Below are 12,888 nucleotides of genomic sequence, written 5' to 3' on the forward strand. Positions count from 1 at the left end.
TTTTGAAGACAAATCGATTAATATTTCTTTTTAGGGTGTCTGCTCATATGAAAGATCGAAATAATGATAATCATATTACTGCTTTTAAAAGATTTATAAACGATCAGAAAAGGAAACACATCTATTTTCGCTTCGTGGAATCCTTTTTTTCGCGGGTAGTGTTCAGGGTTATTTTCTATCAGGTGTACTTTGGCAAAAACTTCATGGACAAAACGCCTTCCAAGGCCTGGCTGTTTTTCCTCGTACCAATTCCGGCTTTCGACGAGTTCCCTTCGTGCTCTAAACGATAGGTCGACAGTGTAACTCATTTTTTATTTTTCCTGGCCGATTCCTGGTCAAGTTGTTCCATTTCTGCTTTAACTTCAGCAAGTGAATAACTTGGGTCGATGCCTTCCTCCCATCTCCTTACCCGTTCGTTCAATTCAGCAACAAACTCTTCATCTTCCGACCAATCTGTAACCGGGATTACCTGGTCTTCCAGCAAGGCATAAATAGCCTTAATTTTCTTATCATCAGCTACCCTAATATAATCGTATAATCTTTCTCTTATTGCTGCTGTTGTCATAATGAGATCTTTAAAACAAAATTAGCTATAAAAATATAGAATAATATACCCAGACAGCATATTTCTATTTACATTCACTTTACAAACCCTTGTCTACTTTTGTGTTTTAACATACTATGAACACAAACAAGATCCGCCTGAGCGTATTGGATCAATCTCCCGTTCGCAAAGGCGTTACAGCCGAGCAAGCCGTACAGGAAACCATCGAGCTGGCAAGATATACCGATCAATTAGGCTACACCCGTTTTTGGGTATCAGAACATCATAATACCGGCAGCCTGGCAGGCTCAACGCCCGAGGTACTGCTGGCCTATATTGCATCGCAAACGAAAAATATTCGCATTGGCTCGGGCGGCGTAATGATGCCCAATCACAGCGCGTTAAAAGTTGCCGAAAATTTCAGGATGCTGGAAGCGTTGGCTCCGGGCCGTGTGGATTTGGGGATGGGCCGCGCGCCCGGCACCGACAGGATCACAGCCTCCATGCTTAACCCATCGAACCAGTTCCGTGAGCAAGATTTTATTGAGCAGCTTTACGAGCTTAACAACTATTTTCATGACCGGGGCGAACCCGGCACGCCGCAGCTAAAGATCCGTGCCATCCCCCAGGTACAAACTGTTCCCGCTATGTGGCTGTTAAGCTCAAGCGGACAAAGCGGCCTGTTTGCTGCACATTTCGGCATGGGGTTATCCTTTGCACATTTCATAAACCCGGTTGGCGGCCCGGAAGCAGTAGCCCTGTACAGGGATCGTTTTAAACCATCGGACGATATGGCAACCGAACATGCAAACGTGGCCATATTTGTTTTTTGTTCGGAGGATGAGGAGAAAATCCGCCAGCACCAGGCTTTGATGGATTACCGCTTTAACCAGTTCGAAAAAGGCGGTGGCCTAACCCCGGTAAATTACGAGGATATTAAAGATGTTGAGTATTCGCAAGGTGAGTTGGACCGCATTATGTACAACAGGGCCCGCGTAATAACCGGTACGCCCGGCCAGATAAAATTAAAGCTGAAATGGCTCGCTGAAGATTACAAGGTTGATGAAATTATAGCAGTTACCATTACGGAGAGTTTTGAGGACAGGCTGACGAGCTACAAGTTATTAGCGGAGCAGTTTTTGTTAGATGATTAGTTAAGTAGAGACTAGAGATTAGTTACTGTCGCGTTTTTAAGCCCAATCTCTGATCGCCAGTCACTAATCGCTAACACTGGCAGGATAGTTGTTTGAATAATAATTCATTACAAAAGTTATTACTATGGAAACCATCGAAAAACCGATAGAGGTATTTAACGACCTGATAGAAATAAATAACGACCGTGTAGCCGGGTTCGTTCATGCAGCACAGGAACTGGAAGAAAAGGATCTCGATCTAAGAACGTTATTCCTTGAATTTAGGGACCAAAGCCGCAGCTACGTTCACGAGCTCGGTACAGCTATAAACAAAAGTGGCGGCGAGGTGGAAATGGGCATGAGTGGCAGCGGCGCTATACACAGGATGTGGCTTGATATTAAATCAGCTTTTAGCGGGCACGATCGTAAAACGGTTTTGGAAGAATGCGAACGTGGTGAGGATGCCATAAAAAAGGCTTACCAGGCTGCGTTAGATCCTGAAAATGGGCTCTCACCCGAATTTACTGCAATTGTACAGCGCCAGCAGATGGGGATAATTGCGGCACATAATCAAATAAAGGCGCTGCGTGATAGTGAAGATTAAGCGCTAAATGAAGAGGTGGCTGATGAATTAAGAATATCCCCGCTCCCAAGTTAACTTGACTTTGGTCATTTTAAAAATTAACAAAATAATTCTTAATGAATTGTGGGGTTGTTCATTTACTTAATTCATGCCTTCACATTTCAGATTAAAAAGGCAAACACCATCGCAGAAAAACACCCATTTAAAGATAATTGACCTGATATATAACAACATAACATCAGTAAATTTGATTTTTCAGGAGAAAATACCGCTAAGTAATACCCCGATCTTGCCAATTTTGCATTGTGTTTTATTAAATAAATTAAATCTTTTTGATCGCCCGTACCGTATGTTAACGTGGTAGCAATAGAATATAAATACCAGTCAAATTATTTTAATTGTATCTTTGCTGCTGATAATAAAAACAATTCTATTACCAATTATATTATATCCTTGTGATCATTCTCATATTCTTCCTGGCACATTGGTTTCTATCACTGTTTTTCCAGACCTTTTTTTTACACCGCTATGCATCTCATAAAATGTTTAGCACGCATAAAATCAACGAACGCATTTTTCATTTATTAACGTTTGTTTGCCAGGGTTCATCTTATTTGAATCCGCGCGCATATGCTATAATGCACCGTGAGCACCATGCTTACAGCGACACAGAAAAAGATCCGCATTCTCCGTACTTTTTCAGGGATGTTTTTCAAATGATGTGGCGCACCGCACAAAGCTATAAGCTTTACGAAAAACGTTTAAAGGAGCCCGATGCTCAGTTTAAAGGGAATTATCCTGAATGGCGTTTGCTTGACTATTGGGGATCAACCTATGCTTCAAGAATTCTTTTCGGAGTATTTTATGTAGCATTTTATGTAGCATTTGCCACCCATTGGTGGATGTTCCTATTGCTGCCTATCCACTTTATGATGGGCCCTATCCATGGCGCAATAGTAAACTGGTGCGGACATAAATATGGTTATGCCAATTTTGACAACGGCGATAAATCAAAAAATTCAACCCCGTTTGATTTACTTATGTTAGGCGAACTATTCCAGAACAACCACCACAAACGCCCCAACAATGCAAATTTTGCCGCCAAATGGTTCGAGTTCGACCCAGTTTACCCGGTAATGAAAGTTATGCATTGGGTGAGGATCATAAAACTCAGGAAAGCGTATTTATAGCTGAAAGCCAAAAGCGTAAAGCTCAAAGCTACTTATTGTTGGAAAGGTTAAAGGCTGGCTTTTTGCTTTAGTCTTTAACCTTTCTGCTTATAATCCGAAATACTCAACCGTTCATCGCAAAAGCTGTATTCATGCTCCTGGTTTGAGCAGATAATGGTGAGGCGGTTTGCAGCAAATTTTTGAACAAGGCTTAAATACCAGTCAACCCCCTGGGTATCCAGGTTTGAGGTAGGCTCGTCCAGCATCAGCATCGGCGTATCTGAGCAAAATGCAAGAGCCAGCTTTAGCCGCTGCTTCATGCCGGATGAAAAATACCGGATCATTTTATTTTTATTGTTCTCCATCGCTAGCAAAGCAATCACTTCATCTTTACCTAATCCATACTTATAATTCTTAAACTTGAAGTGGAAATCGATTACCTCGCTTAAAGTAAATTCTTCAATCAACTCCAGGTAAGGTGCCGCAAGGCTTAGATGCTGATATACCTCACTAACCTCAACCGGGGCTTCATTATAAAAGTATTCGAGCTTTCCTGCGGATGGCGCAAGGCTGCCGTTTAAAACCTGCAGCAAGGTCGATTTTCCGGAGCCATTCGGCCCCAGTATGGCGTAAGTTTTATTATCAGTAAAAGTATGGTTAATCCCCCGGAAGATCCAGTCACGGTTAAAACGGCGGCCAATGTTTTGGAGGGAGATGGTGTAGTTCATAGTTAATGGTTCATGGTTCATAGCCGAAGCGTTTTTGGCTTATAGCTTACTAACCCAGGAGTTCTACACTACCGAAGCTACCATGAACTATGAACCATCAACTATGAACTCTTAAGAATTCCCAAATCCCTTCATGATGCCGCGTTGCGAGTTCTGAACAAAGTTAATGATCTCGTCACGTTCAACAGTAGGGTTAAACTCAGCCTCGATGATATCAAGAGCTTTAGTCACGTTATATTTCTTCAGGAATATGATCCTGTAGATCTCCTGGATCTCGTTTATGGTGGCGGCAGAGAACCCCCTGCGGCGTAAGCCTACCGAATTTATACCGATGTACGATACCGGCTCGCGACCGGCTTTGGTATAAGGGGGAACATCCTTACGCACCAGTGAGCCACCCGAGATCATGCTATGTGCCCCGATCTCAACAAACTGGTGTACGGCTGATGTACCTCCGATAAAGGCATAATCATATACATTAATGTGGCCGGCAAGCTGCACCGAGTTTGCAATGATCACATTGTCGCCAATAACACAATCGTGCGCTACGTGAACATAGGCCATCAGCAGGCAATTGCTACCGATGGTAGTTGTATTTTTGTCAAGCGCGGTGCCGCGGTTAAGCGTTACGCATTCGCGGATCACTGTGTTATCCCCAATAGAGACGGTGCTTTGCTCGCCTTTATATTTCAGGTCCTGCGGAGGAGCCGATATTACAGCGCCAGGGAAAACGCGGCAGTTTTTACCTATCCGGGCACCATCCATAATGGTGCTGTTTGAACCTATCCAGGTACCTTCGCCAATTTCCACATCTTTATGTATGGTAACAAAGGGTTCAATTACCACGTTATCGGCTATTCGGGCCTGTGGATGTATGTATGCTAAAGGCTGGATCATGCTTCTTCAGTGTTTGTTCTTTTTACTATTTGTGCCATTAGCTCGGCCTCAACCACTACACGGTCGCCAACCATTCCAACACCCTTCATTTGTGCAATACCGCGCCTTATAGGGGCTATCAGGCTGCAATGGAATATGATGGTATCACCGGGTACTACCGGTAGTTTAAACCTTGCATTTTCAATTTTAAGGAACAAGGTAATATAATTTTCAGGATCGGGCACCGTATTTAATACTAATATTCCTCCTGTCTGCGCCATCGCCTCAATTTGCAACACCCCGGGGAACAAAGGTGTTCCCGGAAAATGGCCCCGGAAAATCTCCTCGTTCATTGTTACATTTTTCAATCCTACCACATGGCTTTTTGTCAATTCAAGAATCTTGTCTATCATTAACATTGGCTGCCTGTGCGGCAGGATCTTCATTATCTCAACGGTATCATATACCGGTTTAGCGTTCGGGTCGTAAACTTTTATGTGCTTGCGGCTACGTTCCTTTTTAATCAACGATTTTATCTTCTTTGCAAAGGCCACGTTTGCAGCGTGTCCCGGCCTTGCCGCCATAATGTGCCCGCGTAACGGCACTCCTACCAGCGCAAGGTCGCCGATCATGTCCAGCAGTTTGTGCCTTGCCGGCTCATTTTGATGGCGAAGCTCGATATTATTCAGGATTCCCTGTGGCGCAACTTTAATATCCTTGCGGTTAAAGATCCTGGCAAGGTGGGCCAATTCTTCTTCATCAACTTCCTTATCCACAACAACAATAGCGTTGTTAAGGTCACCGCCCTTTATCAGGTCATGCTTTAGCAGCATCTCCAATTCATGCAAAAAACAAAAAGTACGGCATGAGGCAATCTCCTTATTAAATTCGGATATGGTAGAAATACTGGCATGCTGGCTGCCTAAAACCTGCGAGTTGTAATCAACCATACAGGTAAAGCGGTAATCGTCCAAAGGCATTGCTACCATTTCAACCTTACGGTCGGGCTCGGAGTAATGAATATTATATGGGATGTGATAATACTCGCGGTCAGCTTCCTGCTCAATAAAGCCTGTATCTTTAATAGCATCAACAAACTGGATCGAGCTGCCATCCATTATAGGTGTTTCCGGCCCATCCATATCAATCAGCACATTATCAACCTCTAAACCAACTAACGCTGCCAATACGTGTTCAATAGTGCTAACACTGGCGCCGTTTTGGGTAATGGTAGTGCCGCGTGAAGTATCGGTAACATTGTCGCAATCGGCATCAATTACCGGCGAACCTTCCATATCAACACGCCTGAATTTATAACCGTGGTTTTCAGGAGCCGGATTAAAGGTAAGTGTAACACTTTGCCCGGTATGCAAACCAGTACCCGAAACCGAAACCGGCGCCTTAATAGTTCTTTGTTTTACATTCATCTTTATAGTTCATTGGTTCATTAGTTCATTAGTTTATTTGTTTCTGCTTCTCACAGAGTGATATAAACTTGTAGAACCCAACCATTTTTAGAATTCTGCATTATCTTCATTATTCAAAAGCTCACTTCGGTAAAACCAATGAACTAATGAACCAGTGAGCTAATGAACATCCTTCTTCAATTCTGTAATTATTTTTTCAAGTTCGTTAACTTTTTTCTCTAAATCGGGCAGGCGGTTAATAACAATCTGCGAACGCATGTGATTGGAGTACGGCTGCGCAGGCGATCCCATCCATTTCTTGCCTTCATCGGCCAATGTACGGCTTATGCCCGACTGGGCCTGTACCTGTGATCCCTTTGCTACAGTAATGTGACCAACAATGCCAACCTGGCCACCAATTATACAATTTTCGCCGATTTTCGTGCTGCCTGAGATGCCGGTTTGTGCTGCAACCACCGTATTCGACATGATCTCCACATTGTGCGCCACCTGGATCAGGTTGTCCAGCTTAACTCCTTTGCGGATAATGGTTGAACCCATTGTGGCCCTGTCGATAGTTGTATTTGACCCTATCTCCACGTCATCCTCAATCACCACATTCCCTATTTGGGCTATTTTGCTGTAGGTGCCATCGCCAACCGGAGCAAAACCAAACCCATCGGCGCCTATAATTGTGCCAGAATGGATAATTACATTATTGCCGATCTTACAATCGAAATAAACTTTTACACCTGCATATAAAGTAACGTTATCCGCAAGCGTAACATCGTCAGCAATATATGTTTGCGGGTATATCTTGCAGTTGTTACCAATCTTTACATTTGGGCCAATATAGGCAAATGCGCCAACATAAACATCGTCGCCAATAGTGGCCGACGGATGGATAAAGCTTGGCTGTTCGATGCCTTTTTTGTTAAGCTTGATGGTGTTATACATCTCCAGCAAAACGGTAATGGCGGTATACGCATTTTCAACCCTGATAAGTGTAGCCTTTACGGGCTCTGCAAGTACCTGGTCGTTATTTACAATTACCGCTGATGCATCAGTGGTATATAGGTATTGCTCATATTTGGGATTCGCCAAAAAAGACAACGACCCGGCCTGGGCCTCTTCTATCTTGCCTAGCTGACTTACCTGCACCGAGGGGTCACCTTCAACTGTTCCATTAAGCATCGAAGCTAATTGCTGTGCGGTAAATTGCATCGGGCAAATTTAATCGTTAATAGTATAGTAACAAAATTAGTTGATTGGGTTGATTAAGTGGGCGATTGATTGGGCTAAAAAGACTAACTTATTCAACCTAATCAACTTAATCAACCAATTCCTTCTTGTAGCAAAGTATATATTTTTCCACGGTTTTTGCCAGTGCAGCCAGGTTTGAATTGTCGCTGGCTTCGGTAATATCTTTTATTGCTCCATTCTTCATTAAGATCTGGATATTGCCGTCGCCCGATTTGTAGGCCTTATTTCGGATGCTATCCTCAAATACGAAATACGAAGCCTCGTGCTCGCTGATATTGTATTGCGCGACAGCACGTTTTAGTAATTTGGCAATAAACGCCTTATCGGGCGGCTCGTTTGTTATATCTACCTTATACAAATCGCGCTGAACAAGATCAGTGCAAAGCTTTGATAATACAAAATCATCGTGCATTGCCCAGATCTTCACAGCAGCCATAATATCGGTATCATCCAAACTGGCAAATGTTTCCAGGTAATGGTCCTCGTTCATAAAGGCATCCCGGCTTACCGGCTTCTTCAGGAACTTGCTCAACGCCGGGGTAGCAAAAACTTCTACCCCATTTAAAGCTAATTCACGACTGCGTTTAAGGATCTTCACCAGCGTTTGCTCGGCTGCTATGACGGTTTTATGCAGATACACCTGCCAGTACATTAACCTGCGGGCTATTAAAAACTTCTCTATCGAGTAAATTCCCTTTTCTTCAACTACTATCTGGTCATCAACAACATTGAGCATTTTGATGATGCGGTCTGAACTGATCACCCCTTCGGATACACCGGTAAAAAAGCTGTCGCGGTTAAGGTAATCCATGCGGTCCATATCCAGCTGACTTGATACCAGCTGATGTAGAAATTGCCGAGGATAATTGCCCTCAAAAATATTTATGGCCATGCTAAGCCTACCATTAAATTGCAGGTTGAGCCTTTGCATTATCATGGTGGAGATATCCTCGTGCGAGATATTCTCAACTATGCTATCCTCCAAAGCGTGCGAAAACGGACCATGGCCTATATCGTGCAATAATATGGCGATGGTAACAGCTTCCTCCTCTTCATCGCTAATTTCATGGCCTTTGTTACGTAGCGTTTCGATAGACATGCTCATCAGGTGCATAGCGCCCAGCGCATGGTGAAACCGCGTGTGCAAAGCGCCTGGATATACAAGGTGAGTCATACCTACTTGCTTAATATACCTTAGCCGCTGAAAATAAGGGTGTTCAATCAGGTCGAAGATCAGCTCTGTTGGGATGCTGATAAACCCGTAAACGGGATCGTTAATTATTTTCTTTTTATTCAATGTTATTATAAGCTGTGCAAAAGTGTTAAATAAAGGTAATAGCAGTGTCTTATATTTGTTAATTTATGTTAATCACTTCAATAAATAACAACAAAAGCCGTGCTTTGGGGTTTAATAATATGATTTCACAGGTTGTTTTTCGATTTCAACTATTAGATTATGTTAATCTAAAATCCTAATTTAGAACAATCTACTTAAAATACATACCATGCAGGATACCACTATATTATGGGCCGATGACGAGATTGACCTTTTAAAACCCCACGTACTTTTCCTAACAGAAAAAGGCTACAAGCTAACTACCGTTACCAACGGCAATGACGCCGTTGAAGCGTTCAAAAATAACCATTTCGATCTTGTTTTTTTAGATGAAAATATGCCGGGCTTAACCGGGCTGGAAACATTGTCGCAGATTAAGAATATCAATAACGATGTCCCTATTGTGCTGATCACCAAGAACGAGGAAGAATACCTGATGGAAGACGCCATTGGCTCCAAGATTGATGATTACCTGATCAAGCCGGTAAACCCGAAACAGATCCAGCTTACCATCAAAAAGCTTACTGAAAATAAACGGCTGGTTACCGAAAAAACCACAATGGCCTACCAGCAGGATTTTCGCAACCTGGGCATGACCCTGAATGATAACCTGAGCTACCAGGAATGGGTTGATGTTTATAAAAAATTAATTTACTGGGAACTGGAACTGGAGCAACTGGAAGATGCCGGAATGCACGAGATCCTTACCCTGCAAAAGGCCGAGGCCAATGTTCAATTCTGTAAGTTTATTGAGCGCAATTATTTACGCTGGTTAAAGGAGCCTGAGAACGCGCCTATCAACTCCTCACAGCTATTAAAAAAGAAAGTATTCCCATTGCTTGACGGTAAAGGGCCGGTATTTTTTATATTGATAGATAATTTAAGGTACGATCAGTTTAAGATCATCAATCCTATTTTAACCGAATATTTCAGGCTGGAAGAGGAAGATGCATATTATAGTATTTTACCTACAGCTACACAATATGCGCGTAACTCCATCTTCTCGGGCTTGATGCCATTGGATATGGAGAAACGTTATCCTGAAATGTGGCAAAACGACGAAGACGAGGGTGGAAAGAACTTATTTGAAGGAAGCTTTTTAACCGACCAGTTAAAACGGGTACTACGCAGGGATATTAAGCACTCCTATCATAAGATCTTAAACATTGATGAGGGTCGTGCCTTGAATGAGTCGGTTAGCAACCTGATGCAAAATGAACTGAATGTGGTGGTTTACAACTTTGTTGATATGCTGTCGCATGCCCGTACCGACATGCAAATGATCCGCGAACTGGCGAGTGATGATGCTGCTTACCGTTCATTAACCCTATCCTGGTTTGAGCATTCGCCATTATTCGACCTGCTTAAATTCTTAGCTGCAAAACAGGTACGTGTTGTTATCACTACCGACCACGGTACCATCAGAGTTAAAAACCCAAGTAAAATTGTGGGCGACAGGAACACCAATACCAACCTGCGGTACAAACAAGGCAAAAATCTTAATTTTAACCCGAAGGAAGTATTCCACGTACGTAACCCACACGATGCCATGCTGCCCAAGCTGCATGTGAGTTCCAGCTTTGTATTCGCCAAGGAAGACAGCTATTTTGTTTATCCGAACAATTACAATCACTTCGTTAATTTCTATAATGAGACCTTCCAGCATGGGGGCATTTCGTTAGAGGAAGTGTTAATACCGATCGCGGTTTACGGGCCTAAGTAAAAAATATTAAATTTGTACCCTCTCCTGTCATTGCGAGGAGGAACGACGAAGCAACCTCGTAACTATTCATGTCCGACATGCTTACAACGAGGTTGCCGCGCTATCGCTCGCAATGACAGAGTTTGATAAGCCCTTCAGATTGATTATCATGAAAAAGCCGAACAAGGAACATCAGAATTTAGTATTAGCGAAACTTATAGGAATAACAGAAATTCCTGTGACGCATCAAAGTTTGGTATTAACAAGACTTGAAAAAATAAAAGAAAATCCTGAACGACTTTTGAATTGGGATGAAGTTTCAAATAGCCTAACCCATGACGAACAACTAAATGGTTTCGATGCTAAAAAATTCAACGGCAAATTGAGAGGTAATTAAAACGCTTTAGTTATCCAAAAACACCTTCGTGATGAATTGAATTAATACGTATGCTTTTAACTGCTACCTCCCTTACCCAACTCCCATCCCTTGCATCCGAAATAATTTCCTTTGCAAAGGCTAATCGTATTTTTCTTTTTTATGGTGATATGGGTGCCGGAAAAACCACGCTCATTAAATCGTTGTGTGAATGCCTCGGGACTACCGAGCCGGTAACCAGCCCAACCTTTTCTATCGTTAATGAATACATCGGCACAAAAAACAGGATTTATCACTTTGATTTCTATCGCCTGAAAAACCAAACGGAAGCACTTGATATGGGCTATGAAGAATATTTTTATTCAGACGCCTATTGTTTTATTGAGTGGCCGGAGAAGATCCCGGATCTGTTACCCGATCATTATATTGAAGTGAAAATTACCACACTTCCCGATAACTCAAGGCAGATAATTATAGCGCAAATTTAATTTAAAGATAATTTGTTTTTTCCTTATCTTCATCAGCCAGAAATTAGCACACAATGAGTTCAGGGAAATATAGTGGGTTTTCGGATATTGCCAGGCAGGCTTTGATGCAGCCACAGGAATCAATGCTCGAGGTAAAGAATAAAAAACACAAACTTTACATCGGCATCCCCAAAGAGATCTCCTTCCAGGAAAACAGGATTCCCTTAACACCTTTATCGGTAGCCTTGTTAATTAATAACGGGCACGAAGTAATGCTGGAAAGCAACGCCGGGCAGGCCGCTAAATTCTCAGACAAGGATTACAGCGAACAGGGAGCACAAATTGTTTACGATACTAAAAAGGTATACGAGGCCGACATCATCATAAAAATCGCTCCACCCACATTGGAGGAGATAGAAATGATGAAACCTGGCCAAACGCTGATATCCGCACTGCAACTATCATCACTTAAAGCTGAAACGATCCATGCAATGATCAACAAAAAGATCACAGCGCTTTGTTTTGAGCACCTGCGCGATGAAGGAAACTCCCTAAGTGTGGTACGGGCCATGAGCGAGATTGTAGGCGCTACATCCATACTGATAGCAGCCGAATATTTAAGCAACATTTTTGATGGTAAGGGCCTGATGCTGGGTGGGATTACAGGTGTACCACCAACGGAAATTGTAATTTTAGGCGCAGGCACCGTAGGCGAATATGCCGCACGTACTGCCATATCACTAGGCGCAGAAGTGAAGGTTTTCGATCCATCCATTTATAAGTTGCGCCGGCTACAGAATAATATTGGCAGCCGGGTGTTTACATCGGTTGTACAACCCATCGTGCTTGAAAAAGCAATTACCACCTGCGACGTTGCCATTGGAGCAATGCGTGCCGAAGATGGCCGCAGTCCGTGCATAGTTTCGGAGGCCACCGTCAGCAAGATGAAGCCAAACTCAGTAATCATTGATGTGAGCATTGACCAGGGCGGCTGTTTTGAAACTTCGGAAATAACTAACCACACGCATCCTGTGTTCAGGAAGTATGATGTTATCCATTATTGTGTACCTAATATCGCTTCGCGCGTGGCGCGCACTGCAACGTATGCGTTAACCAATATTTTTGCGCCCATACTGCTGGATATTGGTGAACATGGCGGCCTTAAGGACCTGATCTGGGCAAAGTCAGGGATGCGTGATTCCGTTTATATTTACAAAGGACAATTAACCAACAAACACATTGGCGAGCGCTTTTCAATCTCCTGTAAAGATCTTGACCTGCTTATCGTTTCGCACCGCTAATTTA

Annotated in this window: 14 protein-coding genes; 7 read left to right on the top strand and 7 right to left on the bottom strand. The window is 42.9% G+C overall.

All coding sequences use genetic code 11. The features are described 5' to 3' along the window. Positions 1-17: 17 nt before the first annotated feature. Positions 18-308 (bottom strand): type II toxin-antitoxin system RelE/ParE family toxin, encoded by a 291-nt coding sequence (locus KXD93_RS16460; RefSeq protein WP_258138354.1) that lies wholly within the window; start codon positions 306-308, stop codon positions 18-20. Next, positions 305-565: a hypothetical protein gene (locus KXD93_RS16465; RefSeq protein WP_258138355.1), complete on the bottom strand. Its 261-nt coding sequence runs from the start codon at positions 563-565 to the stop codon at positions 305-307. The genes KXD93_RS16460 and KXD93_RS16465 overlap by 4 nt, the downstream gene beginning before the upstream one ends. Before the next feature lie 116 nt (positions 566-681). On the opposite strand from KXD93_RS16465, the gene KXD93_RS16470 reads away from it, so the two are divergent. The 3 genes from KXD93_RS16470 to KXD93_RS16480 all read left to right on the top strand — a co-directional run bounded on the left by KXD93_RS16470 (position 682) and on the right by KXD93_RS16480 (position 3,450). After that, positions 682-1,698, top strand: coding sequence for an LLM class flavin-dependent oxidoreductase (locus tag KXD93_RS16470; protein ID WP_258138357.1), 1,017 nt, complete (start codon positions 682-684; stop codon positions 1,696-1,698). 124 nt (positions 1,699-1,822) lie between these two features. Next, on the top strand, positions 1,823-2,281 hold the full coding sequence (locus KXD93_RS16475) for a PA2169 family four-helix-bundle protein (protein WP_258138359.1): 459 nt from the start codon (positions 1,823-1,825) through the stop codon (positions 2,279-2,281). Positions 2,282-2,715: 434 nt separating this feature from the next. Beyond that, positions 2,716-3,450, top strand: a complete 735-nt coding sequence (locus KXD93_RS16480; protein WP_258138361.1) for an acyl-CoA desaturase — start codon at positions 2,716-2,718, stop codon at positions 3,448-3,450. 74 nt (positions 3,451-3,524) lie between these two features. On the opposite strand, the gene KXD93_RS16485 is transcribed toward KXD93_RS16480, so the two are convergent. The 5 genes from KXD93_RS16485 to KXD93_RS16505 all read right to left on the bottom strand — a co-directional run bounded on the left by KXD93_RS16485 (position 3,525) and on the right by KXD93_RS16505 (position 8,999). After that, complete coding sequence (locus KXD93_RS16485) at positions 3,525-4,157, bottom strand: ABC transporter ATP-binding protein (protein WP_258138362.1); 633 nt, start codon at positions 4,155-4,157, stop codon at positions 3,525-3,527. Between the two features lie 111 nt (positions 4,158-4,268). Then, positions 4,269-5,054: an acyl-ACP--UDP-N-acetylglucosamine O-acyltransferase gene (gene lpxA / locus KXD93_RS16490; protein WP_258138363.1), complete on the bottom strand. Its 786-nt coding sequence runs from the start codon at positions 5,052-5,054 to the stop codon at positions 4,269-4,271. Then, positions 5,051-6,460, bottom strand: coding sequence for a bifunctional UDP-3-O-[3-hydroxymyristoyl] N-acetylglucosamine deacetylase/3-hydroxyacyl-ACP dehydratase (locus KXD93_RS16495; protein ID WP_258138364.1), 1,410 nt, complete (start codon positions 6,458-6,460; stop codon positions 5,051-5,053). Before KXD93_RS16495 ends, lpxA begins: the two co-directional genes overlap by 4 nt. Before the next feature lie 159 nt (positions 6,461-6,619). Next, the gene (gene lpxD, locus KXD93_RS16500) at positions 6,620-7,663 is read right to left on the bottom strand and encodes a UDP-3-O-(3-hydroxymyristoyl)glucosamine N-acyltransferase (protein WP_258138366.1); all 1,044 of its coding nucleotides are present in this window, start codon (positions 7,661-7,663) and stop codon (positions 6,620-6,622) included. Between the two features lie 106 nt (positions 7,664-7,769). After that, positions 7,770-8,999 carry an HD domain-containing protein gene (locus KXD93_RS16505; RefSeq protein WP_258138367.1) on the bottom strand — a complete coding sequence of 410 codons (1,230 nt, stop codon included), beginning with the start codon at positions 8,997-8,999 and terminating at the stop codon, positions 7,770-7,772. A 208-nt stretch (positions 9,000-9,207) separates the two neighbouring features. Between KXD93_RS16505 and porX the strand changes: the two genes are divergently transcribed. The 4 genes from porX (at position 9,208) to KXD93_RS16525 (ending at position 12,884) form a co-directional block, all read left to right on the top strand. Next, positions 9,208-10,761 (top strand): T9SS response regulator signal transducer PorX, encoded by a 1,554-nt coding sequence (gene porX / locus KXD93_RS16510; RefSeq protein ID WP_258138369.1) that lies wholly within the window; start codon positions 9,208-9,210, stop codon positions 10,759-10,761. Between the two features lie 148 nt (positions 10,762-10,909). Then, a complete protein-coding gene (locus tag KXD93_RS16515) occupies positions 10,910-11,137 on the top strand; it encodes a hypothetical protein (protein ID WP_258138371.1) in 228 nt (75 codons plus the stop codon). Between the two features lie 50 nt (positions 11,138-11,187). Continuing rightward, entirely contained in the window at positions 11,188-11,604 is a 417-nt protein-coding gene (gene tsaE / locus KXD93_RS16520) for a tRNA (adenosine(37)-N6)-threonylcarbamoyltransferase complex ATPase subunit type 1 TsaE (RefSeq protein ID WP_258138373.1), read from the top strand. A 53-nt stretch (positions 11,605-11,657) separates the two neighbouring features. Next, on the top strand, positions 11,658-12,884 hold the full coding sequence (locus KXD93_RS16525) for an alanine dehydrogenase (protein ID WP_258138375.1): 1,227 nt from the start codon (positions 11,658-11,660) through the stop codon (positions 12,882-12,884). The last annotated feature ends 4 nt before the right edge of the window (positions 12,885-12,888 follow it).

It is taken from the genome of Mucilaginibacter phenanthrenivorans, assembly GCF_024721155.1.
In the GTDB taxonomy this organism is placed as follows: domain Bacteria; phylum Bacteroidota; class Bacteroidia; order Sphingobacteriales; family Sphingobacteriaceae; genus Mucilaginibacter; species Mucilaginibacter phenanthrenivorans.

What these genes read in the sequence shown, in the direction of transcription:
- KXD93_RS16460 (WP_258138354.1), bottom strand. Translation starts at nt 308, where the DNA reads ATGAGTTACACTGTCGACCTATCGTTTAGAGCACGAAGGGAACTCGTC.
- KXD93_RS16465 (WP_258138355.1), bottom strand. Translation starts at nt 565, where the DNA reads ATGACAACAGCAGCAATAAGAGAAAGATTATACGATTATATTAGGGTA.
- KXD93_RS16470 (WP_258138357.1), top strand. Translation starts at nt 682, where the DNA reads ATGAACACAAACAAGATCCGCCTGAGCGTATTGGATCAATCTCCCGTT.
- KXD93_RS16475 (WP_258138359.1), top strand. Translation starts at nt 1,823, where the DNA reads ATGGAAACCATCGAAAAACCGATAGAGGTATTTAACGACCTGATAGAA.
- KXD93_RS16485 (WP_258138362.1), bottom strand. Translation starts at nt 4,157, where the DNA reads ATGAACTACACCATCTCCCTCCAAAACATTGGCCGCCGTTTTAACCGT.
- lpxA (WP_258138363.1), bottom strand. Translation starts at nt 5,054, where the DNA reads ATGATCCAGCCTTTAGCATACATACATCCACAGGCCCGAATAGCCGAT.
- KXD93_RS16495 (WP_258138364.1), bottom strand. Translation starts at nt 6,460, where the DNA reads ATGAATGTAAAACAAAGAACTATTAAGGCGCCGGTTTCGGTTTCGGGT.
- lpxD (WP_258138366.1), bottom strand. Translation starts at nt 7,663, where the DNA reads ATGCAATTTACCGCACAGCAATTAGCTTCGATGCTTAATGGAACAGTT.
- porX (WP_258138369.1), top strand. Translation starts at nt 9,208, where the DNA reads ATGCAGGATACCACTATATTATGGGCCGATGACGAGATTGACCTTTTA.
- KXD93_RS16515 (WP_258138371.1), top strand. Translation starts at nt 10,910, where the DNA reads ATGAAAAAGCCGAACAAGGAACATCAGAATTTAGTATTAGCGAAACTT.
- tsaE (WP_258138373.1), top strand. Translation starts at nt 11,188, where the DNA reads ATGCTTTTAACTGCTACCTCCCTTACCCAACTCCCATCCCTTGCATCC.
- KXD93_RS16525 (WP_258138375.1), top strand. Translation starts at nt 11,658, where the DNA reads ATGAGTTCAGGGAAATATAGTGGGTTTTCGGATATTGCCAGGCAGGCT.